The sequence below is a fragment of the Natronomonas gomsonensis genome (genome assembly GCF_013391635.1).
In the GTDB taxonomy this organism is placed as follows: Archaea; Halobacteriota; Halobacteria; order Halobacteriales; family Haloarculaceae; genus Natronomonas; species Natronomonas gomsonensis_A.
Genome location: NZ_JACAWU010000001.1, coordinates 1,306,834 through 1,329,078, shown reverse-complemented (window position 1 = coordinate 1,329,078; position 22,245 = coordinate 1,306,834). Strand labels below are relative to the sequence as shown.

24 protein-coding genes are annotated in these 22,245 nt (G+C 62.2%); 9 read left to right on the top strand and 15 right to left on the bottom strand.

What is annotated here, in order from left to right; translation table 11 throughout:
• Positions 1–202: 202 nt before the first annotated feature.
• The 7 genes from HWX69_RS06940 to HWX69_RS06910 form a co-directional block, all read right to left on the bottom strand.
• Positions 203–673 carry a Zn-ribbon domain-containing OB-fold protein gene (locus HWX69_RS06940; RefSeq protein WP_178916353.1) on the bottom strand — a complete coding sequence of 157 codons (471 nt, stop codon included), beginning with the start codon at positions 671–673 and terminating at the stop codon, positions 203–205.
• A gap of 20 nt (positions 674–693) precedes the next feature.
• Positions 694–1,860 (bottom strand): thiolase C-terminal domain-containing protein, encoded by a 1,167-nt coding sequence (locus HWX69_RS06935; protein ID WP_178916352.1) that lies wholly within the window; start codon positions 1,858–1,860, stop codon positions 694–696.
• 302 nt (positions 1,861–2,162) lie between these two features.
• On the bottom strand, positions 2,163–3,542 hold the full coding sequence (locus HWX69_RS06930) for an FAD-dependent oxidoreductase (RefSeq protein WP_178916351.1): 1,380 nt from the start codon (positions 3,540–3,542) through the stop codon (positions 2,163–2,165).
• A gap of 316 nt (positions 3,543–3,858) precedes the next feature.
• Positions 3,859–4,032 (bottom strand): hypothetical protein, encoded by a 174-nt coding sequence (locus HWX69_RS06925; protein ID WP_178916350.1) that lies wholly within the window; start codon positions 4,030–4,032, stop codon positions 3,859–3,861.
• A gap of 18 nt (positions 4,033–4,050) precedes the next feature.
• Complete coding sequence (locus HWX69_RS06920) at positions 4,051–5,733, bottom strand: sodium:solute symporter family protein (RefSeq protein ID WP_178916349.1); 1,683 nt, start codon at positions 5,731–5,733, stop codon at positions 4,051–4,053.
• Positions 5,726–6,037, bottom strand: coding sequence for a hypothetical protein (locus HWX69_RS06915; protein WP_218644679.1), 312 nt, complete (start codon positions 6,035–6,037; stop codon positions 5,726–5,728). Before HWX69_RS06915 ends, HWX69_RS06920 begins: the two co-directional genes overlap by 8 nt.
• A gap of 900 nt (positions 6,038–6,937) precedes the next feature.
• On the bottom strand, positions 6,938–7,369 hold the full coding sequence (locus HWX69_RS06910; RefSeq protein ID WP_178916348.1) for a universal stress protein: 432 nt from the start codon (positions 7,367–7,369) through the stop codon (positions 6,938–6,940).
• 393 nt (positions 7,370–7,762) lie between these two features.
• Between HWX69_RS06910 and HWX69_RS06905 the strand changes: the two genes are divergently transcribed.
• The 4 genes from HWX69_RS06905 to HWX69_RS06890 all read left to right on the top strand — a co-directional run bounded on the left by HWX69_RS06905 (position 7,763) and on the right by HWX69_RS06890 (position 12,179).
• Positions 7,763–9,343 (top strand): long-chain-fatty-acid--CoA ligase, encoded by a 1,581-nt coding sequence (locus HWX69_RS06905; protein WP_178916347.1) that lies wholly within the window; start codon positions 7,763–7,765, stop codon positions 9,341–9,343.
• A gap of 151 nt (positions 9,344–9,494) precedes the next feature.
• Entirely contained in the window at positions 9,495–10,274 is a 780-nt protein-coding gene (locus HWX69_RS06900; protein WP_178916346.1) for an IclR family transcriptional regulator, read from the top strand.
• 962 nt (positions 10,275–11,236) lie between these two features.
• Entirely contained in the window at positions 11,237–11,521 is a 285-nt protein-coding gene (locus HWX69_RS06895) for a Rieske 2Fe-2S domain-containing protein (protein ID WP_394353428.1), read from the top strand.
• A gap of 247 nt (positions 11,522–11,768) precedes the next feature.
• Positions 11,769–12,179 (top strand): Rieske (2Fe-2S) protein, encoded by a 411-nt coding sequence (locus HWX69_RS06890; protein WP_178916345.1) that lies wholly within the window; start codon positions 11,769–11,771, stop codon positions 12,177–12,179.
• On the opposite strand, the gene HWX69_RS06885 is transcribed toward HWX69_RS06890, so the two are convergent.
• The 6 genes from HWX69_RS06885 to HWX69_RS06860 form a co-directional block, all read right to left on the bottom strand.
• Positions 12,166–13,047, bottom strand: a complete 882-nt coding sequence (locus tag HWX69_RS06885) for an aminotransferase class IV (protein WP_178916344.1) — start codon at positions 13,045–13,047, stop codon at positions 12,166–12,168. The two genes, HWX69_RS06890 and HWX69_RS06885, sit on opposite strands and share 14 nt — an antisense overlap.
• A complete protein-coding gene (locus HWX69_RS06880; RefSeq protein ID WP_178916343.1) occupies positions 13,032–13,616 on the bottom strand; it encodes an anthranilate synthase component II in 585 nt (194 codons plus the stop codon). Before HWX69_RS06880 ends, HWX69_RS06885 begins: the two co-directional genes overlap by 16 nt.
• Positions 13,613–15,100: an anthranilate synthase component I family protein gene (locus HWX69_RS06875; RefSeq protein WP_178916342.1), complete on the bottom strand. Its 1,488-nt coding sequence runs from the start codon at positions 15,098–15,100 to the stop codon at positions 13,613–13,615. The genes HWX69_RS06880 and HWX69_RS06875 overlap by 4 nt, the downstream gene beginning before the upstream one ends.
• Before the next feature lie 50 nt (positions 15,101–15,150).
• Positions 15,151–15,759 carry a helix-hairpin-helix domain-containing protein gene (locus HWX69_RS06870; RefSeq protein ID WP_178916341.1) on the bottom strand — a complete coding sequence of 203 codons (609 nt, stop codon included), beginning with the start codon at positions 15,757–15,759 and terminating at the stop codon, positions 15,151–15,153.
• 73 nt (positions 15,760–15,832) lie between these two features.
• Complete coding sequence (locus HWX69_RS06865) at positions 15,833–16,627, bottom strand: shikimate dehydrogenase (RefSeq protein WP_178916340.1); 795 nt, start codon at positions 16,625–16,627, stop codon at positions 15,833–15,835.
• A gap of 46 nt (positions 16,628–16,673) precedes the next feature.
• On the bottom strand, positions 16,674–17,150 hold the full coding sequence (locus HWX69_RS06860; RefSeq protein WP_178916339.1) for a pyruvoyl-dependent arginine decarboxylase: 477 nt from the start codon (positions 17,148–17,150) through the stop codon (positions 16,674–16,676).
• 85 nt (positions 17,151–17,235) lie between these two features.
• Between HWX69_RS06860 and HWX69_RS06855 the strand changes: the two genes are divergently transcribed.
• The 4 genes from HWX69_RS06855 to HWX69_RS06840 all read left to right on the top strand — a co-directional run bounded on the left by HWX69_RS06855 (position 17,236) and on the right by HWX69_RS06840 (position 20,527).
• The gene (locus tag HWX69_RS06855; RefSeq protein WP_178916338.1) at positions 17,236–18,561 is read left to right on the top strand and encodes a D-aminoacyl-tRNA deacylase; all 1,326 of its coding nucleotides are present in this window, start codon (positions 17,236–17,238) and stop codon (positions 18,559–18,561) included.
• A gap of 138 nt (positions 18,562–18,699) precedes the next feature.
• Positions 18,700–19,872, top strand: a complete 1,173-nt coding sequence (gene ftsZ, locus HWX69_RS06850; RefSeq protein WP_178916337.1) for a cell division protein FtsZ — start codon at positions 18,700–18,702, stop codon at positions 19,870–19,872.
• A gap of 44 nt (positions 19,873–19,916) precedes the next feature.
• Entirely contained in the window at positions 19,917–20,090 is a 174-nt protein-coding gene (locus tag HWX69_RS06845) for a protein translocase SEC61 complex subunit gamma (protein WP_178916336.1), read from the top strand.
• Positions 20,090–20,527, top strand: coding sequence for a transcription elongation factor Spt5 (locus HWX69_RS06840; RefSeq protein ID WP_178916335.1), 438 nt, complete (start codon positions 20,090–20,092; stop codon positions 20,525–20,527). The genes HWX69_RS06845 and HWX69_RS06840 overlap by 1 nt, the downstream gene beginning before the upstream one ends.
• Before the next feature lie 42 nt (positions 20,528–20,569).
• On the opposite strand, the gene HWX69_RS06835 is transcribed toward HWX69_RS06840, so the two are convergent.
• Positions 20,570–20,890, bottom strand: a complete 321-nt coding sequence (locus HWX69_RS06835; RefSeq protein WP_178916334.1) for a DUF7565 family protein — start codon at positions 20,888–20,890, stop codon at positions 20,570–20,572.
• Between the two features lie 80 nt (positions 20,891–20,970).
• Here HWX69_RS06835 and HWX69_RS06830 point away from each other — a divergent pair, with 80 nt between their 5' ends.
• Complete coding sequence (locus HWX69_RS06830; protein ID WP_178916333.1) at positions 20,971–21,726, top strand: PHP domain-containing protein; 756 nt, start codon at positions 20,971–20,973, stop codon at positions 21,724–21,726.
• Here the strand turns inward: HWX69_RS06830 and HWX69_RS06825 are convergent.
• On the bottom strand, positions 21,723–22,217 hold the full coding sequence (locus HWX69_RS06825) for a metal-dependent hydrolase (protein WP_178916332.1): 495 nt from the start codon (positions 22,215–22,217) through the stop codon (positions 21,723–21,725). The genes HWX69_RS06830 and HWX69_RS06825 overlap by 4 nt on opposite strands.
• Positions 22,218–22,245: the final 28 nt, after the last annotated feature.

Sequence of the window (22,245 nt, the reverse complement as noted above, 5' to 3'; positions counted from 1 at the left end):
ACGCAAACAGACCGCATCTCACACTGTCTTGGGTACGATTGATAGACGAGCGGTCGACCCTCCCAGATGTCCGTCGGCACACCGAGCGCTTCGAATGCGTCACCGCTTCAGGAACGCTTCCCAGAACATCCCGAGAAGTCGAGAATCCCGTCGGTCACGTCACGTGTTCACTGCAAAAATACATCGCTAGGGGTCCGTCCGCTCAGACCAGTTCGAAGACGTGGACCGGCCACTCCTCCTCGTAGGACAGGTCGAAGTCCGAGTCGATACCGACCGTCTCGGAATCACGAACTTGGAGTTCGACGCGGTCGCCAATGGTGACGTCCGCGAGCGGGGCGTCGACGCGACCGGTGAGTCGAGCCGAGGAGTCGAGTTCGACCACCGCGACGGTGATCGGCGCCAAGTGGGCGAACGCAGACGGGGGGCGGTTGACCGACGTGTACGAGATCACCTCGCCGGTCCGGGGCTGTTCCTCGAGGGTGACTGCCCGGCTGCCGCAGCCGTAACAGGCTGGGCGGGGCGGCAGCAGGTGTCTGTCACACTCCGTACAGCGCGCGCCCACCAGCCGGCCCTCCGCTAACGCGTCGAAGAAGCCGGGCAGCGTGAACGGCGAGTCGGCGGTGATGTCTTCCGGTACGAGCGGTCCAGTCGTCGGGGAATCGGTGTCTGTCATGGGTGAATCACTTTCCTCGGTCATTGGTTGGTCAGGACGTGGGCAACGGTGTGGGCGTCAGCGACGCCACCTTCGTTGATGAGTAGCGCGGTGTCGGCGTCGGACACCTGACGATCGCCGGCTTGTCCGGTGAGCTGTTCGTAGGCCTCGACCGCCTGCAACAGCCCGGTCGCCCCGATCGGGTGCCCACGGGCTTTCAGTCCGCCGCTGGTGTTGATCTGGACGTCAGTCCAGCCCGCCGACCGGTCGCTTGGGTCCTCGACGGTCTCGATGCCGCGACCCTTGGGGGCGAACTCTGCGGCTTCGGCCAGGAGTGCTTCACAGACGGTGAAAGCGTCGTGGACTTCCGCGACATCGATGTCAGACGCATCGACACCGGCCTCCTCGTAGGCGGTCGTGGCAGCGACGTTCGCACCCTCGACGTACGTGAGATCCCGTTCGGCGACGGCAAGGTTATTGGCCGCCGAGCCGACGCCCGTCACCCGGACCGCATCCTCACGGTCTAGTAAATCGTTCGCGACCTCGTCGTTCGCGACGACCACGGCCGCGGCACCGTCGGTAACCGGCGCACAATCGTACAGCTTCAACGGCGGGGCGACGTCGGCCGCGTCCATCACGGTCTCGATATCAACCGCCTCCTGGAACATCGCCCGGGGATTGGACGCCGCGTTCCGGTGGTTCTTCACGGCGATCCTGGCAAGGTCTCGTTCCGTCGCGTCGGTTTCGTGAAGGTATCGCCGCGCGAGCAGGGCGTACGTGGCGGGTGCGGTGATCCCGGACCGCTGTTCTAAGGCCCGCTCGAAGGCGGCACCGAGCGCGTTCGTAGCACCTTCAGTCCCGCCGGCGGTCATTTTTTCGACGCCACAGGCCAACACTGCGTCGTGGACGCCCGCACGAACGTCCCGTACTGCGTTCTTGAGCGCGAGCGCGCCAGCGGCCGCACACGCCTCGACACGCTCTGCGGGGACGTTCCGCAGGCCGGCCCATTCGGCCATGAGTGTTCCCTGCATGATCTGGTTCTCGTACCGTTCGGACTGGGCGCCGACGTACAGTCCGTCGACGACATCGGCCGGATCTGGCAATTCCTCGAACGCCTCGGCCAGTGCCCTCGAGAACAAGTCACGCCCAGGCAGGTCCGTCCTACCCAGCGGTGAGGCACCGACTGCGATGAGATGAGCGGTGGGCATCTCGTATAAATCGTCAACCATTGATATTAAAAGTTTGGTCGCAGAACCGTCAGAACCTGACTCTGGTCGTCGCAACCGAGAGGTCAACGTGGATTGCTGGTGGCATTCTCCCTGCCGGTCGAGTCGAAGCTACGGCACGATTCACGGGGATGGCCAACCACTAGCGTTCTCGGTGTGTTTTCAACCCAAAACGGTTACTCGATATCTCGATTTCTACGGGACGTTAGTAACTCAAAACGCGGCAGCATTCAACTACCGATCCGAGGGATGATTCGTTCGGCTATCGGGCTTTCATCGAGATTTCAATTGGAATCGATCGTACCGTTGAGGACCTTCGCACTGGTTAACACTGGATCCCAGGTCGGACTGTACGCCGGTGCGTACGCAAAGTCGAACTGTTCCAGTTCTCCGACGGTAACTTCGGTGTGGAGCGCCGCGGCAACGGAGTTGATCCGCTGGGCCACACCTTCCTCGCCGACCATACTCGCTCCAAGGAGACGACCACTATTTTTGTCGGCGACGAGGGTTACTGTGAGTTCCGAACCACCCGGATAGTAGTGTGCGCGCGAGGGCAACTCCAGCGTTTTCTGTACCGGGTCGAATCCAGCTTCGGCCGCACGTTCCGGATCGACGATTCCGGTTCTGGCCACTTCGAGGTCGAACGCTTTCAGGACGGCCGTCCCCGCGATCGGGCCGGTTCGTGTTCGGTTCCCGGCAAGTGACGCTCCGATCGCCCGTCCGTGTCTATTGGCGGTTAGCGCGAGCGGAACGTGATCCGGCTCGCCGGTGACGACGTGAGTCCCCTCCGCGCAGTCGCCCGCTGCATAGACGTCGTCCAGATTCGTCTCCCCGTATCTATCGGTGGCAATCGCTCCGGACTGCCCGAGTTCGACGCCGGCCTCTTCTGCGAGTTCAGTCCGTGGATGGACCCCTGCACCCATGAGGGCGAAATCGACCGTAACGGTGTTTTCAGGCGTGGCCACGCCGACAACCCGTCCGTTTCGTCCCTGGAACGCTTCTACGGGCGTCTCGAGATGAACGGTAACACCCTTTTCACGCAGGTGGTCCTCGACGACGCGCGCGGTCGGTTCTCCGAACGGATTCAAGACGTGTGGCAGCATCTCGAAGAGGTGGACGTCGAGCCCTCGTTCGTGGAACGCTTCTGCCATCTCGACGCCGATATAGCCGCCACCGACAATCCCGACGGCCTCCGGTTCGATTCGTTCTCCGTCGTGTTCGAGTCCATCCTCGAGGACCTGTTTGATCTGCCGTCCGGCAGTCATTGACTGTAACGTGAACACGCCGGTAAGGTCGATTCCCTCGATCGGGGGTGTGAGCGCACCAGCACCCGTCGCGATCAAGAGATTATCGTAGGGAAGTTCGAACGTTTCACCGTTCGATTCGGCGGTAACGGTTCGGTCATCGGCGTCGATCGCGGTCGCTTCGGTATCGGTCCGCAGGTCGATGTCGCGTTCGTTTCTGAACTCCTCAGCTTCCATGACGACCAGATCTTCCAGACTGTCGATATCACCTTTCACGTAGTACGGGAGTCCGCAGGCCCCGTAGGAAACCCACTCGCCACGTTCGAGGACGATCACTTCGTGGTCCGGGTCTTCACGCTTGAGTTTGCTCGCTGCACTCAATCCTGCCGCATCACCGCCGATAATGATGGTCGAATTCATGTCGTTCACTCCAACGTGCGTATGGGAATCTCCAAATATATATATCTACTGGCCAGTCCTGATGTAGTGGCCGGTGAATAAAAATATTCGAAACACAGGGCGAAGTGTACTGCCTCGAGTATGGGTATCCGTAGAACCGGTACAGAATATGTGGAAGCGGGTTGCTGCTGCGATTCTAGCCGTCCTCGTGTTCGCTTTCGCTACCTTCTCGCCGTTTCAAGAACCGCTTTTATTTTCGATTATTCTCTTGGCTGACGATTTCTTTCGGCCACTGATGTAATCGACGTCGTCGTGCTGGGCAACACTGACGAGCTCGTCAGCCGCGGGCCTGATCATTCTTGTACTCGAGATAGCTAAACACAGCGAGCATGATCCAGCCGATGGCGATGAAGCCCGTGACCTGGTTTTGCTGTGAGGCAGCGATGGCCGCGGTTCCCAGACCGAGGAGTAGCCAGATTAGCGTGCCGCGAAGGGTACCGTATACTTGCATAATTGAGAGATGGACGGCTTACCAGGGCTGGATTCCCCAGTAGAGAATCGGGAACATCAGCAAGGCGAGGATGATGAGCGGTGCTGCACTGGTGAACCGCTCCGTACCGTCCTCCGGATAGCCGTGCATCTCATTGATGAGTGTCCTGTTGTCGGCAGGGTCGACTTCGAGGGCGTTGATTTTCTCCGCGAGGAGTGAAACGACGACGAGCGTGATGATCGCTACCGGGAAGCCGATCATGACCGCGTCAATACCGAGGGCAGCGGTCAGACCCTCACCTCCGGCGTCGATACCCGAAAAGACGTGGGGTGAGAGAATGAGGATCACGAAGAATCCGACGACGCTCGATGCAATCGCTCCGTACCGGTTGACGCGGGCCGACCAGACACCGAGAACGATGACGGGCGTAATCGCAGCAGCACTGATGGCGAACGCCCACAGGATACTGACGACGAGGAATGCGGGTGGATTCAAAGCGATCAGAGCGATTATGAGCGCGGCCGCGAGGACGGAGACGTAGCCGAACTGTGTCTTGCGGTCTTCGGTGATGTCGAGTTCGAAGGCTTCGATGACGTCGTTCGCGACGGCAGCACTGATCGCGAGCATGTGTCCGCTCACGGTCGAGAGGCCGCCTGCGATCGCGCCGGCGACGACGAATCCCGTTATCGCGTCGTTGTTGAATGCGAAGTTGAGATAGAAGATCATCTTGTCGTAATCAGCCTCCTCTATCGCAATACCCTGTGTCTCGATCCACATGACACCGGCAAACGCAACAGAATAGATGGTCGCGAAAAGGATTCCATTCAGGATAATAAACCAGAAGCCAGTCCGTTGAGCGGATTTGACGTTCCGGCTCGTGAGGACACGCTGGGCAAGATGGGGCATCCCGATCGGACCGAGTGCCATTGCCAGGAACATCGCGAAGTACCAGCGGGTATCGAAGGTCATATCAAAAAAGTCGGGCGCGAAATTCGTCATCTCGCCGGTCAGGTTCCCGTACCCAAGGGGTGGGAAGTACCAGCCAGTCGCCCCCAACTGGTTCAGGATGAGCATCATCGGGAAGAACGCGGCCGCGAACATAAGCCAGAACTGCAAAGCAGCGTTGTATGAGACACCCCACATCCCGGCGATGACGACGTAACCAGCGACCACTATTGCGATGGCGATGAGAGAGAGGGTGTAATCCCACCCGAACAGGATCTCGACGATCTGTGCGAGCCCGATGAACTGGCCGAGCGCGTACATCAACATCACGAACACGATGAGCAACGCCATTACCACGGACATCTTATCTCCGTACCGATTCTTACAGAACGTCGCCGGCGTATACGAGCCGAGTCGTCGGAGCGTCTGACCGTAGAGGATTACGACCAACGGAACCGACAACATGAAATTCGTCCACATCGCGATGAATGGCATCTGGACCGTGAGTATGAGAGCGGTAGCTCCCATAAACGTCGCCAGACTCTCCCAGGATGCAGCGATCGCCGCTCCGTTGATGAACGGACCGATCGTCCGCCCGGCAACCATGTAATCATCCGTATTCTGGATGTTCCGTTTCATATACAAGCTGATTCCGTAGTAAGCGACGAAGGTCAAGCCGATCAGGATTACCGGAATCAGCAACTCTTCGAAGACCTCCTGGAACTCGTAACCAACCTGCAATACCCCAGCAGTGGACAGTGGGTCCGCTTTAATCATCTACATCACCTCCAATGTCGGTGGTTACGGCCGGTTCTCCCGTGCCACTCTCTTTTTTGCCAGTAGCTTTCATCCCGTCTTTTTCCGTCTGTACCCGTAGCGTGATGTACTTGAAGTACGTCCAGTAGACGACGAACATCCCGAACGGCGCTCCTGCTACGAACCAGAAATAATGGAACGGAAACCCGAGTACACTAAAATCGGGTGTTCCGAATAGGGTGAACCATATACCTGCGTGTACCAGCGCTACGATTACGATTACAGCACCTAATGTTGACAGTGCTTCTTTCACATGGGTCCGCATAGCATACCCAGATATGTCCAAGTACTAATAACCATGGGTTTACTTCAAGCTCGTTGACTCGTAACGTTGAGTTCTGCGGAATCAGTCGATACGATGGTTCAGCAACAGAGACTGGGAATCGAGGCATCCTTCAAGGAATTGCCTCTCCACGATTTGGCCGTCCTGACTCGATGGAACCGCTGCCACTTCGTAGGAGCGGAAAGTAAGCACGGGGCGCGAGAGACCGACGTGAATCCCATGCCATCGCGAGCGCGTCGTACCGACTGGTCCGTGTGCGAAAGAAGCCGAGTCACGGGCGTGACAGTCCGGATACTGCGCCGGGCGGCACCCGGAAAAGCCCAAATAGGTGACTCTCTGCATCACGCACTGGCGTCCCGGAGAAAAACTACGTACCTCGGGATTGAAGTCGATAAACAGCACGCACAGGTGGTAGTGACGGTTAAACCTGGAGAGGTCGTCGAACGGGTTCGCGTCGAGAACGCGAACCTCGACGAACTCGCCCAGCGGTACGCTGGCGTACAAGCCGCAGTCGAGGCGACCAACAAATACGACTACATCCGAGATACGCTTTCGGAACAGTTGGCTGTGACTGTTGCTCACCCGAAAGAACTGACTCAGCCCGCTTGTTCCGACACGAAATACCAATCGTGTCGGCACCCAAGAGCTAACCCTGATAGTACGGTCGAACTCGGTTCCCGAAAGCCACGCGCCGATGGACAACGTCAGGGAACCCCGCCCACGAGTGCGCAAGTGACAGACGGTGGTTGAACACCGTACCAAGTACGCCAACGAGATTCACGGACTTCTACACCATCGGCGGATACGTCTAGCGTGTACAACTGTCGTCTCAGATCGGCAAACAGCGGCTCACTCGTTGCTCGCTCGACACGGTAGTCGGTGTTAATCGCTCACCAAAATCGTCACCGGTCGCTGTGCGTTGAGCAGCACCGACTGTGCAATACTTCCGAAGAGAAGCTTTCCGGTGGCACTCTTCTTTCGACCACACATGACGATCTGATCGGCGCTAACGTCGTTAGCGACGGTGATTATCTGATCGGTCACGTCACCCTCTTCGAGTCGCATCTCGGTGTCGACGCCGTACTCGGTGAGCAGTTCGATAGCGGTAATCACACTCTCGGGAACCTCCGCGTCGTCGAGTTCGCTCCGTTCGAGCGTCTCGAACTCCTGTAACCACGGTTGTTTCACTGATTCGGAGACGTTGAGTACGACTGCTTGAACCTCGCTTTCATCCCCGGGCAGAGATTTGACGACGTCGACAACTCTTTTTGCACGGTCTATGCTCTCGTCAACCGGCAGAAGGACGGTATGCATGATTTAGTGTTTTCTCCTTACCCCCTTAATCATTATGGTTGTTGTTACCAGCCAACTCGCACAATGTTAGCAAAACGAACAGTATCCACCCGCTCTGGGTTCGAACCCGGTGAAAATCCGACTGTACACGACGAACTCGGACGCTGGGGCCGGGTCGCGCGGTCGTACAGACACCTATGAGGCGCCCGTGGACCTCTGACGAAGGTGGTGCAGTTCCTCGACTAGTCGCCTCACGTCGAGGCACCGGGACCGTTCTTGCCGGGTACCGCTCGCCCACCGGTTCTGCCGGCGCCGGGAACCGCCCGCACCCGCGGACCCTGCGAGTCCCGGTCCCGTGTTCGACTCCGTTGAGGAGAAAGAATTTTATATTTCACAGTTACACCTTGGCATGCTATGCATCAACAGATGACGACGCTCGATTTCCTCGACAGAGGTGTCGACGTCTACGGCGACGCCGTCGGCGTCGTCGCCCACGACGGCACCGAGTACACCTATGCCGAGTTCGGCGAGCGGGTCGACCGCGCGGCGGCGGCGCTCTCGGATCTCGGCATCGAGGAGGGCGACCGCGTGGCGCTACTCTCGCCGAACACACACTGGTTTCTGGAGACGCTGTACGCAATCAACGTCCTCGGGGCCATCTCGACCCCGCTCAACTACCGGCTCATCCCCGAGGACTACGAGTATATCCTCAACGACTGTGGAGCCAAAGTGGTCATCGCCGACCACGAGTATGCCGAGAAGGTCGAGGCGATCCGCGACCAGGTCCCCACCACGGCGTTCGTCGCCAACCCGGCCGACCGCGTCGACGGCGACTGGCGCGACTACGAGTCACTCCTGGAGGGGGCCGACCCCGAGGAGGTCGAGCGCGCTGACATCTCCGAGGACGACCCTGCGACGATCAACTACACGAGCGGGACGACCGGCAACCCCAAGGGCGTTGTCCGGACCCACCGTACCGAACACTACCACGCACTGATCACCGCCCACCACACCGAGATCAGCGACGACGACGCCTACCTCTGGACGCTCCCGATGTTCCACGTCAACGGGTGGGGCTATCCCTACGTCATCACCGGCGTCGGCGGGAAACACGTCTGTCAGCGGACCTTCGACGCTGCCGGCGCCTTCGAGCGTATCCAAAACCACGACGTGACCTACCTCTGTGGTGCGCCGACGGTGCTGGATAGCCTCATCGACCACTACCAGGACACCAACGTCGCCGCCACAGGCGAGAAGCCGGTCAGGATCGCCACCGCTGCCAGCCCGCCGCCCGAGGCGACCATCCGGACAGTCGAGGACGAACTCGGCTGGAACATTTTGCACGTCTATGGGCTGACCGAGACCGGCCCACTGGTCACGACGAGCAACTCGCCGCGCCGGATCGAGAGCGAGGGTCGCTTCGAGATCAAGACCCGCCAAGGCCACGCCATGCTCGGGACCGAACTGCGTGTCGTCGACGAGGACGGTGAGGACATCCCTCCCGACGATGAGACGATGGGTGAGATCATCGTCCGGGGGAACCAAGTCATGGACCACTACTGGAACAAGCCCGAACAGACCCGCGAGGCGTTCAACGATCGCGTCGACGGGTGGTTCCACACCGGCGACTTCGCCAGCATCGACGAACGCGGGATGATCTCGATCAAGGACCGCAAGAAGGACGTCATCATCAGCGGCGGTGAGAACATCTCCAGCGTCGAGGTCGAGGACGCCCTCTACGACCACCCCGACATCGAGCGCGTCGCCGTGATCGGCGTCCCTCACGAGAAGTGGGGCGAGACGCCCAAAGCGATCATCGTGACCGCCGGCGGCGCCGATCTCACCGAGGAACTGGTCATCGAGTTCGCCCGCGATAACCTCGCACACTACAAGTGCCCGACCGTCGTCGAGTTCGTCGACGACCTCCCCGAGACATCCACGGGCAAGATCCGCAAGGTAGAACTCCGGGAGTCCCACGGCGACCCTGTCCGGTGACTCCGTCCATCCAGGTTTCTTCGCCGTCACTCCTCGACTGAACACGTTCCTGTTCCGCGGGCTTAGACACGAGCATCCGTTCGCTTAGCGCCCGCTAGCCAGATTTTGCAAGACGCAAAAGACTAAGTGAAACTGTCTCACACGAAGTATCATGGCAAACAACACGGATTCGCGGACGATTGCTGCGGTCGACAAGAGTTGTGCAATCCTCGACGAGTTACAAGAACTTCGCAGTGCGACGCTTTCGGAACTCGCCGACCATCTGGGGTTGTCCCCCGGATCAATCCACCCGCACTTGGTTACGCTCACCGAGAACCAATTCGTGGCCAAAAAGAACGGCGTCTACTATCCCGGGTTCAAGTTTTTGCGAGTCGGTGAAACCCGTCGGCGGGATGATCCCCTCTACAGACACGCGGCGGACAGTGTCGGGGACCTCGCCGAAGCCACGGGCACCCGGGCGCAAATCTACGTCGAGGAGTTCGGCATGGCGACTTGCGTCGATCAGAGAGGCAGCTCCAACAGCATCCTTCCGGTCGACAAAGTGGGTGATCACGTCCACCTCCATGTCATCGCCGCCGGCAAGGCCATGCTCGCGGAGTTCTCCGACGATCGTGTCGAGGCCATCATCGAGTCACACGGCCTACCGGCGGACACCGAGCACAGCATCGTCGACGAAGCAGCACTCTACGAGGAATTATCGGAAGTCAGCGAGCAGGGGTACGCCATAAACGACGAGGAACACATGACGGGTCTGTCGGCAGTCGGGACCGCGGTTACTGCCGAGAACGGTGATGTCATGGGGGCGCTGTCAGTCGCTTTCCCCTCAAGCAACATGGGCGACGACGAGTTTATGAGGACGATTCCCCACGCCGTGGTTAGCGCGGCGAACACCATCGAGCTGGAGGCTCGCATCGAAAACAAGGATAATTGAGGCTCGCAAAACAAAGCCGATGTGAGTCTTCCCACCCCATAATCTAATGAATGTATATTTATCTCGGTTAATTCTGGGATTCCAGATTAGATATCGAGAGAAACGCCAAATCTCGTCTATCTCTCGGCTGTCACCCTCGCTGAAACGTATGACCCTTGCAAAACCAATACTCGCTTCTGGGGATCGACAGCGCCAGGTACAGCAGTGTTCGCATCAGGACCCGACGCCGAGCACTCACGAAAGACGGAGCTAGTTGGATTCTATATCTATGGGTGTGGTGGCCGGCCACTGCTCAGCAGTCGATGGTCAGCAGGCAGCAGTTGGCCCATTGCGCGAGCGCCATCACGTAGTTGCCGTCGTCCTGTAGGACGCACGACGACGAGATATTCATAACAAACTTAAGAATGTTATTTACCGTGTACCATCGAGGTGGTGTCGTCCAGTCAGAGCTCGCGACCGCGAGACACTCATAACAAAATTAGGTATGTTATGATGACCGTTTCTGCAGCTCTCTCATCGGTCGACTAACAGCGTGGCTCGACAATCGCAACCAATCCCAGCATACCAAATTTAAAGTGCTATTTCTAAGCTATACACATGCTAAAACACATATGTACATAAGCGAAATACGTTGTATATAAGACATATAGAACGTCAGTCCAACAGGCGAGACCCTGGTCGAGTAACTCGGCAGGGGCGGTAGCAGGGAGCTCCTAGAAGGGACGAGCTGAGCCTGAAGAGCGCTATTCTCGTGTTCGGTGGTGGGCCGTCCGATTACGGACTAGTCGAAGCCTCGTTGACCGTCCGTCTGAAGAAACCAGTTCGCGTACCTCTACACGATGGTGCTACGAGGACATCGAACCCATCTATCACGGGCGAATCTTCAGACTACACATCTAAGTCCCGGCATCTGCTAGCCGCCGGTAACGGACTCGGGAACCAGAATCGTAGCTGTCGATGATGTGCCGGGAGATACGACATATGTATTCGCCCTCGAGGTCGTCGACTCCGGCGAAGAAAAGGAAGCCATCCTGCTTCGGGATGACGACTCTATCCACGGATGGCTGAATTACTGCCAACATTACACCCACATCAAACTCGACAAGGGTCCCGGCGCAGAGATGCGCGACGGCGAACTCGTCTGTACGAACCACGCGGCGTATTTCGAACAGGACACGACGACCCCACGACCTCGTACTTCGAGCGCGACGTGTGGAGCGAGATACTGTCGGCACTTCGTGCAGTGATAGTCCCGCTGGAACAGGAGGACGATACTGTCGGTGTCCGAATCGGTAGCGGCCTCCGAGAGCTGGAATCGGTCGGGACCGGCGGCGGCGTTCTCCAGTTCGAAATCGTGTGCTGACGTGTTCATGCATTGAAACCATCCGAACAGGGAGGACTTGTCGTTCGCGCGCTCGTGTAGTCGCCGCGGAAAACCGGAGCGCGGTCGCCGGCAGTCGGAAGGCTTGAACCGGCCCGGGTCGTGGCTCGGATATGGCCGAGGAGCGCATCGCCGACATCGAGGAGGTCCCCGAGGACTCGACGCTTCTGTTCACGGTTCGGGAGGGCTTCGACGAGAAGGAGGTCGTTCTCGTTCGACTGAACGGCGACATCGCCGCGTGGCGGAACTTCTGTCCCCACTGGACCGACGTGCGACTCGACAAGGGAAGCGGCGCGGAGTTCCGCGACGGCGAAGTCGTCTGTACGCGTCATGGCGCGACGTTCGAACCCGATTCGGGCCACTGTACGTACGGCCCCTGCGAGGGGTCGTATCTCGAAGAGGTCGACGTCGAAGTTCGCGACGGTGGCGTGTATCTCGCCGAAGACGACTACGAGTTCGACCACGTCGGTCCAAAGAGCGACCGCGACCTCTCCTCCGGACGTATCGGCTTCAGCGGGAACTAGCGTAACAGCGCGTTTCGACTCGCTCGTCGTACAGTCGCTGGAGCAGCGTCGTCAGCGGCCCGCCGCCGATTTCGATGCCGTCGAGCGTCGCAATCGGTCGGAGTTCCCACGTCGAGTTCGTCAGGAACGCCTCGTCGGCGTTCCGCACGTCGTCCGGCGTGTACCGGCCCGTCCGAACCGGGAAGTCTTCGGATTCGGCGAGTTCGATGACCACCTCTCGAGTGATGCCGGGGAGAATCGACCCCGTTTCGGGCGTCTTCAGCACGCCGTCGTCGACGAAAAACAGGTTGCTCGTCGCTCCCTCCGCGACGTGGCCGTTCGTGTCCCGCATCAGCGCCTCGTCCGGTCGGTACCCCTCGTTGGACGCCCGCCGGAGTTCGAGACGGGCGAGAATACCGTTGAGGTAGTTGTGGGTCTTGGCGTCGGATGGCACCGCACTGTCGGGGATTCGCCGCGTCTGCACCGACTGAACGACGGCGGAATCGTCCCAGACGCGCTGGCCGTCGACACCACCGCGTGGGAGTGGTTTCACGTACACGACGACCGTGGGATCGACGTCTTCGTCCGGCGTCAGTTTCCCGGGTTGGACCCCCCTGCTCACCGAGACGCGAACGTAGGCGTCCTCGAAATCGTTGGCGTCCAGCGTCTCGGCCACCCGTACCGCGAGGTCGTCGGGGACCGCATCGGCCATCCCGAGCGTCTCGCAGGTCCGATGGAGCCGTTCGACGTGGCGGTCCCACGCGAACACCTCGCCGCCGTAGGCGCGGCAGGTCTCGAAGGCGGCGTCCCCGTATCGAAATCCGCGGTCGTCGACGCTGACGGTCGCCTCTTCTCGGTCGCGTAATGTTCCGTTTAGGTGGTACTGCATCGTGTACAGAACGTCGCAATCATGCGCTCACCGACGTCGGTGAGGATGCTTTCGGGGTGAAACTGCACGCCGGTGTGTGGCTTCTCGCGGTGGCGGACACCCATCACGACGCCCCGTTCGTCGTCCGTCCGGGCCGTCTCTTCGAGGACTGACGGGATGTCTCCACGGTCGACCGCAAGGGAGTGATACCGGCCGACCTCGAATCGCTCGGGGAGAGATTCGAATATTCCCCGACTGTCGTGGGTTACAGAGGAGGGTTTCCCGTGGACGACATCGGGCGCGTGGCCGACCGTGGCGCCGTTGGCGGCACACAGCGCCTGATGGCCCAGACAGACGCCGAGCGTCGGATAGGAGAGTTCCGCGAATATCGGCACAGACACGCCCGCCTCCGCCGGCGTACCGGGCCCCGGCGAGACGACGATTCCGTCGGGCTCTAAGCGTCGGATGTCCTCGACCGTCATCGCGTCGTTGCGTTCGACCACAACGTCCGCGTGTGTGCCAACGTACTGGACGAGATTGTAGACGAACGAGTCGTAGTTGTCGACGACGAGAATCGTGGGCGTCGTCATCGCTCCGTCGCCTCCACGGTGAGCGTGGTTCGTTCGTCCAGCGCTGCATCGAGGGCCTTGACGAGGGCGCGACCCTTGTCGAGGGTTTCGTCGTACTCGCTGTCGGGGTTGGAGTCGTGGACGATACCGGCACCCACGCGGAGGTAGTACCGGTCGCCGTGACGGACGAGTGTGCGGATGACGATGTTGAGTGTGGCGCGGTCGTCGAATCCGAAGACGCCGATTGCACCGGTGTAGGGGCCGCGTGAACTCCGTTCGACTGAATCGATTATCTCCATCGTCCGTGGTTTCGGCGCGCCGGTAATCGTCCCGCCGGGGAAGACGGCCGCGACGGCGTCGGCCAGCGAGCAGTCCGCCCGGCGGCGCCCCTCGACGAGGCTGACGAGGTGCATGACCTCCGAGTAGCGGTCGACGCGGCGGTACTCCCGAACGTCGACGCTGCCGTACTCGCTGACCTTTCCGAGGTCGTTCCGTTCGAGGTCGACGAGCATGGCGTGTTCGGCCCGCTCTTTCTCGTCACCGAGGAGGGCGGCTTCGAGTTCGGCGTCGGCATCGGGGGTCTCCCCGCGCGGTCTGGTGCCAGCGATGGGTTCGGTCAGTAGTCGGTCACCCTCGACATCGAGGAGGAGTTCGGGACTCGCGCTGACGAGGTCGACGCCCGGGAACTCGACGAGTGCGGAGTACGGCGCCGGGTTCACTCGTCGGAGCGCGGCGTAGGCGTCGACCGGGTGTACGGCGGCCGGCGCCGAGAGCCGCTGGGAGACGTTAGCCTGAAACGTGTCTCCCTCGTGGATGTGCTCTTTGACGCGGCGGACGCGCTCGGCGAACGCCTCGCGCGTGCACTCGGAGTCGAACGTCGCACGGGAGCGCTCCGATGGCGGGCGGCCGACCGAGCGGTCGCCGGCGATGGCTCGGGCGACGAGGTCGCGGGCACGGCCGAGCCCCCACTCGTAGGCGGCGTCGATGCCGTCGTGTTCGTCGAGTCGCGGACAAGCCGTCACGCGAAGCGTAGCTTCGCTCGTCCACGGCTCTTCCCAAGCGGCCACGCGGTCGTACGTCGCCACCTGTAACCGCGGTAAGCCGCGGTCCTCCTCGGCGTCGGGGAGTGTCTCCAGTTCGCGTGCGATGTCGTAGGAGAGCCACCCGAACACGCCACAGGGGTACGGGACGGTACAGGCACCGCGTGTGAGTGACTCTCCGGAGAGTAGCCCGTCGAGGGCGGCGAGCGACGGTGACGCCGACCCCGGTGAGACGGCGTCGGCTGAGACGGTGAGCCGCTCGATTGGGTCCGTCGCGAAGTACCCCCACCCAGTTTGTCCGCCGGTGGTTTCGAGGAGTACGTCGCCGCCGTCGCCGTTGCGTGCCCGACGGTACGCCTCGAAAGGGTCGGCAACGCGGACCCGGAGTTCGACCGGGACCCGTGCGTCCGCCGGGGCATCGGCTGCCGTCGAACGGAAATCGGCCCGGTCGGTGACGACTCGCATCGATGAGAGAAAAGCGCCCGTTGGGTAACCGTTTTGCGGTCGCTCCTGCCTCAGAGGTCGGCGGCGTTGTCCTGCCAGCCGCTGATGCGCTTCGGCGAGAGGTCCGTCTCCTCTGCGAGTTCCTCGGGGTCGGCCTCGAGGAGGTCGTTGACGCTGTCGATGCCGGCGTCGTTGAGTCGGTTCGCGTAGGCGGGGCCGATACCGCTGACGTTCTCGACCGGGACGCTACCGCCCTCGGGGTCGTCGGGAACCGGGCCGGCGGCCTCGGCCGGCTCGGCGGCCGAGGTGTCCGTACCGCTGTGGTTGCTCACATCGGTTCCGGTTTCGGCCGGTTCCGCCGAAACGTCCTCGTCGGTCGGCGGTTCCTCGGTCATCGAACCCGTGGACGCGCTGGCGTCCGTGCCCGCCGCAGCGGCGTCGTCGCTACTCTGGTCGGCCGACTCGTCCGCGTCGTCGGTCTCCGCTTCGGCCGGTTCAGCGTCGGCTTCGGGTGCTTGTTCGTCGGTCCCCTTCACCGCTGCTTCGTTGTCTGCGTCCGGTTCTGGTTCTTCCTCCGGCTCGTGTTCGACGGTCACGTTCGTCGTCTCGGAGCCCTCCTCCTCGGCGGAGTCGCTGGAGCCGAGCCCCAGCATGGTCCGAATGAGTTTGGTGATTGGCATGTACGAAAATACGTGTTGGACGGTACTTAAACCCCGCCGACTCCCGCAAACACCGCGAAGTCGCCGTTTCGGTTCAGAGCGACGCTCTCAGTGCTTCGTTCATGACATCGACCGGTGCATCCCGGTCGGTCCACAACTCGAACGCCTCGACGCCCTGAAACAGCAGCATCCACGCCCCGTCGATAGTCCTCGCGCCGACCTCGGAGGCCTCCCGGAGCAGTCGCGTCTCGATGGGGTCGTAGACGGCATCCAGCACCGCGAGGTCGGCGTGGAGCGACGCCTTCGGAACCGGCGTCTCGTCGGATTCCATCCCGACGCTCGTCGCGTTGACCAGCACGTCGGCATCGGCCAGTAGCGAACCGAGCGCGTCGAGACCGTGGGCGCTCGCGTTCGGCACCGCGTCGGCGAGCGTCTCCGCGCGCGAGACGGTTCGATTGGCGATGCGAACGTCCACCCCCTCGTCAGCGAGGGCGAACGCTGCCGCCCGACCCGCGCCGCCGGCGCCGACGACCACCGCGGTTCCCGAAAGCGACACGTCGTGGTGTTCGAAAGCCCGGGTGACACCGGCGGCATCGGTGTTGTGACCCGTCGGTTCTCCCGAGAAGTCGACGGTGTTCACCGCGCCGATGCGCTCGGCCAGCGGGTCCGGGTCGACGAGCGTCAGCACGTCCTCCTTGAACGGGATGGTGACGTTGAGTCCGCGAACGCCGAGCGCGCTGGCGCCGTCGAGGGCGAGACCCAGCGAATCGCGTGACGGCTCGAACGTCACGTAGCGAGCGTCCATCTCCAGTTCCTCGTAGGCCGCCTCGTGCATCGGCGGCGACAGCGAGTGACCGACGGGGTTTCCGATGAGACCGAACACGTCCATACCGCCGCCTCGCGGCGAACCCATACAAGCGTGTCCGTTCGGCACCTCACTCGTCGTGAATCCACGGCACGCGGAAGCCGGGGTAGACGGCCGCGACGACGACCGACCCGGTGTCCTCGACGGTGTGTCCCCGGACACACAGCGTCTCCTCGCACCACTCCCACTCCCGGAGTTCTTTCGCCCCCGCCAACGACGCCCTGAGTTCCGCTCGGACCTCGGTCTCGGAGTCGCCGGTCGCTTCCATGAACACGCCGCCGCTGGGCGAAGTGGCCCACCCGAGACCGGCCGCTAGCGTCTCGCCGTCGGTCGAACTCGACCGCTCGGCGAGGACGACCGAAACGGGCGTTCCAGTCGGTGCGGACTGTTCGTGACGGCCCGCCTCGACGACCGTCGCGTCGGCGGGAACGACCGACGACAACTGCAGAAGGTTGTAGTTGTGGACGCCGGCCTCGGCCAGTGCCGCGTCGAAGGCGCTCAACTCCGTCGGGGCCTCGGCGGCCCCCCAGACGACATCGATTTCCATTGTGAATCCGTCGTCGGCGAACGGTCTTAGGCCCTCTCATCGAACACACCGACGGCCTTTATCCGAGTCGTCACCAAGCCCGCCCATGCTCGCAGTCGTCGTCTCCCAAGCCGACAGCGCCTCCGAACACATCGGTGAACGCCTACTGGACCGCGAGGAGTGGACCGAACACGAAGACGAAAGTCGCTCCGAGGGGAAAGGCGGCGGGACGTACTACCGGACCGACGGCGCCGAACTCCGCACCTTCGAGGACCTCCATCTATACCTCGATGGCGTCGCGGCGGCGTTCGACGACCCGGATTTGCTCGTCTTCGCCTCGCGGCACTCCGGCGACACCGGGCCGCTGCTGACCGCACACGCGACCGGTAACTTCGGCCCCGCCGAGTACGGCGGCGGCGAGGGCTCACTCGCCCGGGCCGCACCGAACGCCCTCAAACGCGTCCGTGAGTCGTTCGCGGAGTACGCACCCGAGGACTACGATGTCGGTATCGAGTGTACCCACCACGGCCCGAGTCTCGTCGGCTGTCCGTCGCTGTTCGTGGAGTTGGGCAGCGACGAGGCGGAGTGGGCCGACCCGGCCGGCGCCGAGGCCGTCGCCGAGGCCATCCTCGACCTCCGGGGCGTCGACCCCGAAACCGAACGGACGGTCGTCGGCTTCGGCGGCGGCCACTACGCACCCCGGTTCGACCGGATACTGACCGAAACCGACTGGGCGGTCGGTCACATCGCCGCCGACTGGTCGCTCGACGACATGGGCGACCCCAACGAGGCCAAGGCAGTCGTCGCGAAGGCGTTCCGAGCCAGCGGCACCGAGTTCGCGCTCCTCGACGGCGACCACCCCGAGTTGGAAGCCGTCATCGACGATCTCGGCTTCCTTTCGGTGTCGGAAACGTGGCTCCGGGAGACGACAGGCGTCCCCCTCGAACTCGTCGAAGAACTGGAGCGTGACCTCATCGCCATCGACGATGGCCTCCGGTTCGGTGCACTCGCAGTCGATTACGACGGCGAGTACGTCCTCGAAGAACTCCCGGAGGAACTGCTCGATGAAGCCAACGGTGTCGACCGGGAGGCCGTTCTGGAGGCCGTTTCGGAACGCGCACTCGCCTACGAGACGCTGGAGGGGGCCTCCCTCGTCGGCGGCCCGGTGGCGTTGCCCGAAGCCAGCAGTTACCGACGACTCGTCGATTCACTTGCGGCCGTCCTCGAGTCGAAGTACGACACCGTCGAAGTCCGCGATGGCGAGGTGTTCGCCGCGAGAGCGGTGTTCGACCCCGAACTCGCCCGGGAGGCCGGCATCGAGGAAGGACCGGCCTTCGGTCGCCTCTCTTCGGGCGAAAGCGTCGAAGCCGACGGCGAGACGGTCGAACCGGCCGACGTTCGGCGCGCGCGAGAGCAGCGCTTCGAGTTCTGACCCGGTCGGTTTTATATCGTCGCTACCGGTTTATCGGCTGAACCGAGTCAATAGGCCGAACATCGGCCGATTTCGTGCGACGGGCGTCAGACATCGGGGAAAGATACTTTATCCGCGTGCGCAACAGCGGCAGGCATAATGGACTCGATTATCGAGGACGCTATCGGCGAAGCCGAAGAGGATGGGGAGGCGCCGGCTGGGGAGCCGGCGTCGGCCGGTGCCAACGGGACCGGAGCCGAGACCGACGCCGACGTGAAAGGGTCGGGAACGATGACCGACGAGGAACTGGCGAGCGTCGTCAAGGACCTCGAAACGAAGATTACCGTCGTCGGCTGCGGCGGCGCCGGCGGCAACACCGTCACCCGGATGTCCGAGGCCGGCATCCACGGCGCGAAACTCGTCGCCGCCAACACCGACGCCCAACACCTCGCGACCGAAGTCGAGGCCGACGAGAAAATCCTCATCGGCCGCCAGCGAACCGGCGGCCGCGGCGCCGGCAGCGTCCCGAAAATCGGCGAGGAGGCCGCCCAGGAGGACATCGAAGACATCACGAAGTCCATCGACGGGTCGGATATGGTGTTCATCACCGCCGGTCTCGGCGGCGGCACCGGCACCGGCTCCGCACCGGTCGTCGCACAGGCCGCCCAAGAGAAGGGCGCACTCACCATCGCCATCGTGACGATTCCGTTCACCGCGGAGGGCGAACGCCGGCGAGCCAACGCCGATGCCGGCCTCGAACGGCTCCGTGCCGTCGCCGACACCGTCATCGTCATTCCGAACGACCGACTCCTCGATTATGCGCCGAACATGCCGTTGCAGGACGCCTTCAAAATCTGTGACCGCGTCCTGATGCGCAGCGTCAAGGGCATGACAGAACTCATCACCAAGCCCGGACTCGTCAACGTCGACTTCGCCGACGTGAAGACCATCATGGAGAACGGCGGCGTCGCCATGATTGGACTGGGCGAATCCGACTCCGAGAACAAAGCCCAGGACTCCATCCGGTCGGCGCTTCGGTCGCCGCTGCTCGACGTGGAGTTCGACGGCGCCAACAGCGCCCTCGTCAACGTCGTCGGTGGCCCCGACATGTCCATCGAGGAGGCCGAGGGCGTCGTCGAGGAGATTTACGACCGCATCGACCCCGACGCACGCATCATCTGGGGCGCCTCCGTCGACCCCGAGTTCGACGGCAAGATGGAGACGATGATCGTCGTGACGGGCGTCGACAGCCCCCAGATATACGGCAAGAGCGAGGCCGAAGCCGAGCGCGCGATGGCGGAGGGCGGCGACGACATCGACTACGTCGAGTAGCGACAACCAACAGGTAGAAAACCCCTGAGCAGGAACGGGAGGACATGAACACGCCGAAAGACCTCTCGTCGTACGTTCGGGTGCTCAAACTCGCGAGCACGCCGTCGTGGGACGAGTTCTCGAAGGTGTCCACCATCGCCGGCATCGGCATCCTGCTCGTGGGCTTCATCGGCTTCGCCATCTTCGCGATCATGACGTTCGTCCCCGGAGGGCCCTGATGTCGGTTTACGCAGTCAAGACCACCGCGAGCCAAGAGCGGACGGTCGCAGACATGATTATCAGCCGCGAGGAGCCGGACATCCACGCCGCCCTCGCGCCGGACTCGCTGACCAGTTACGTGATGGTCGAAGCCGACGGACCGGCCGCCATCGAGCGAGCACTCGAGGACATCCCCCACGCCCGCAATCTGGTCCCCGGCGAATCATCGATTACCGAGGTCGAACACTTCCTGAGCCCGAAGCCGGACGTCGAAGGCATCGCGGAAGGCGACATCGTCGAACTCATCGCCGGTCCGTTCAAAGGCGAGAAAGCTCAGGTCCAGCGCATCGACGAGGGGAAAGACCAGGTCACCGTCGAACTGTACGAGGCGACGGTTCCCATCCCGGTCACCGTCCGCGGCGACCAGATTCGCGTTCTCGACAGCGAAGAGCGCTAACAGCGTACTCGCTATTCTTCGGCGACAATCAGCGGACGGCCGTTACTCCTCGGTTCCCACGTCCGAGCCCACATCGGCGTCGAGCCCGAGCCGCTGGACGACCGTCTCGATGTCGGCTTCGTCCTCGACCGTCGAGAGCACTCGCTCCCGGCGGCGGATGTCGTCCGTATCGGCCTCGTAGTGTCGGAGGTACTCCGCCCGGGAATGTTCCGAGAAGGCGTGTCGAATGCCGAAGTATCCGTCGGGGACGACGGTGCCGCAGACGGCACACTGGTGGCGGTCGTGGGCCGTCGCCTGATGGACGAGCAACTCCTCTACGGCCTCGTCTTCGAACCCACAGCCAGCGATGTCACACTCCCACATAGTCGGGGACTCGGTACGGTGCCCTAAAAGCGTTCGCGCCGAATCGGAACCGCTAACGGCACCGCGTCGATAGCCCGCGTATGGACGAGTTCCGCGTCGACGCCCACGTGAAGGTGCTCGACGAGCAGGTCGCCGAGCGCGCGAAACAGCGGGGCCTCGACGCCATCGTGTACGCGCCGCACTTCAAGCGACTCCCCGACATCGAGGCTCGTGCCGAGCGGTTCACCGACGACGAACTGCTCGTCGTTCCCGCACGCGAGGTGTTCACCGGCGACTGGCGGAACCGAAAGCACGTCCTCGCGGTCGGGCTCTCCGAACCCGTTCCGGATTTCATCAGCCTCGAAGGCGCGATGGCCGAGTTCGACCGACAGAACGCGGCCGTCCTCGCACCGCACCCCGAGTTCGCGACGGTGAGTCTGGAGTCACACGACCTCCGTGCCCACGCCGAACAGATACACGGCATCGAGCTGTACAACCCGAAACACTGGCAACACCACAACGAACGCGCACGGGAGTTACAGCGGGAGTTCGGCCTGCCACCGTTCGGGTCGTCGTACGCCCACCTCCCGGGGACCGTCGGCGAGGTGTGGACGGCCTTCGAAGAGCCCTTCGACACCGCCGCGGAACTCACCGAAGCGTTTCGGGACGGGGCGCCGCGGAGGGTGTTTCATCGGGACGGCGTCGAACACCGACTCCGGTGTGGCGCGGAGTTCCTCCATCTGTTCTACGAGAACACCTGGGAGAAAGTCGACCGACTGTTCCTCTCCGGGACGGAACCGACACATCCGGACCACATCGCCTACCAGGGTCGCTTCGACGACGTCAGCGTCTATTAGAGCACCGCGTTCGTGATTTCGGCGGCCGTCGGGAGGTCGACGTACTGCGGAAGGACGTGGATAATGACAGCAGCTACGGCGAGTTCCAGCCCCGTAATCACGAGCGTGACGACGTTGGCGAACTTACTGGAGGTGGTGACGCCGGTGGGGAAGCCGTACTCGTCGCTCAAAAGCGGGTAGAACAGCGCGATACCGCGCTTGCTGCCGACGATGTCGAGGACGTAGTGGGTGAGAACCCCGATCCAGACGTACTGCAGGTTACCGAACACCACCGGAAACACGAGAAACAGGAACAACACCGGGAGGTTGTGGAGCGTCTTGCGGTGCTTGCCGAACGCCGTGTCCACGTCGGGAAACAGCGCTCCGAGCGACAGCGGGATGGTGACGGCGACGACCGCCCGTAGCGTCTCCATCGTGCCAGACGGTTCGAGGATGAAGCCGAGACCGATGCCGAGTGCAATCGCGTTCAGGACGTGGCCTTCTTTGTCCATCGACGGAAAGGTCTCTCTCGGCTACCAA

Coding starts and splice junctions, on each gene's coding strand:
- HWX69_RS06940 (WP_178916353.1), bottom strand. CDS start 673: ATGACAGACACCGATTCCCCGACGACTGGACCGCTCGTACCGGAAGAC.
- HWX69_RS06935 (WP_178916352.1), bottom strand. CDS start 1,860: ATGCCCACCGCTCATCTCATCGCAGTCGGTGCCTCACCGCTGGGTAGG.
- HWX69_RS06930 (WP_178916351.1), bottom strand. CDS start 3,542: ATGAATTCGACCATCATTATCGGCGGTGATGCGGCAGGATTGAGTGCA.
- HWX69_RS06925 (WP_178916350.1), bottom strand. CDS start 4,032: ATGCAAGTATACGGTACCCTTCGCGGCACGCTAATCTGGCTACTCCTC.
- HWX69_RS06920 (WP_178916349.1), bottom strand. CDS start 5,733: ATGATTAAAGCGGACCCACTGTCCACTGCTGGGGTATTGCAGGTTGGT.
- HWX69_RS06915 (WP_218644679.1), bottom strand. CDS start 6,037: ATGCGGACCCATGTGAAAGAAGCACTGTCAACATTAGGTGCTGTAATC.
- HWX69_RS06910 (WP_178916348.1), bottom strand. CDS start 7,369: ATGCATACCGTCCTTCTGCCGGTTGACGAGAGCATAGACCGTGCAAAA.
- HWX69_RS06905 (WP_178916347.1), top strand. CDS start 7,763: ATGCATCAACAGATGACGACGCTCGATTTCCTCGACAGAGGTGTCGAC.
- HWX69_RS06900 (WP_178916346.1), top strand. CDS start 9,495: ATGGCAAACAACACGGATTCGCGGACGATTGCTGCGGTCGACAAGAGT.
- HWX69_RS06890 (WP_178916345.1), top strand. CDS start 11,769: ATGGCCGAGGAGCGCATCGCCGACATCGAGGAGGTCCCCGAGGACTCG.
- HWX69_RS06885 (WP_178916344.1), bottom strand. CDS start 13,047: ATGCAGTACCACCTAAACGGAACATTACGCGACCGAGAAGAGGCGACC.
- HWX69_RS06880 (WP_178916343.1), bottom strand. CDS start 13,616: ATGACGACGCCCACGATTCTCGTCGTCGACAACTACGACTCGTTCGTC.
- HWX69_RS06875 (WP_178916342.1), bottom strand. CDS start 15,100: ATGCGAGTCGTCACCGACCGGGCCGATTTCCGTTCGACGGCAGCCGAT.
- HWX69_RS06870 (WP_178916341.1), bottom strand. CDS start 15,759: ATGCCAATCACCAAACTCATTCGGACCATGCTGGGGCTCGGCTCCAGC.
- HWX69_RS06865 (WP_178916340.1), bottom strand. CDS start 16,627: ATGGACGTGTTCGGTCTCATCGGAAACCCCGTCGGTCACTCGCTGTCG.
- HWX69_RS06860 (WP_178916339.1), bottom strand. CDS start 17,150: ATGGAAATCGATGTCGTCTGGGGGGCCGCCGAGGCCCCGACGGAGTTG.
- HWX69_RS06855 (WP_178916338.1), top strand. CDS start 17,236: ATGCTCGCAGTCGTCGTCTCCCAAGCCGACAGCGCCTCCGAACACATC.
- ftsZ (WP_178916337.1), top strand. CDS start 18,700: ATGGACTCGATTATCGAGGACGCTATCGGCGAAGCCGAAGAGGATGGG.
- HWX69_RS06845 (WP_178916336.1), top strand. CDS start 19,917: ATGAACACGCCGAAAGACCTCTCGTCGTACGTTCGGGTGCTCAAACTC.
- HWX69_RS06840 (WP_178916335.1), top strand. CDS start 20,090: ATGTCGGTTTACGCAGTCAAGACCACCGCGAGCCAAGAGCGGACGGTC.
- HWX69_RS06835 (WP_178916334.1), bottom strand. CDS start 20,890: ATGTGGGAGTGTGACATCGCTGGCTGTGGGTTCGAAGACGAGGCCGTA.
- HWX69_RS06830 (WP_178916333.1), top strand. CDS start 20,971: ATGGACGAGTTCCGCGTCGACGCCCACGTGAAGGTGCTCGACGAGCAG.
- HWX69_RS06825 (WP_178916332.1), bottom strand. CDS start 22,217: ATGGACAAAGAAGGCCACGTCCTGAACGCGATTGCACTCGGCATCGGT.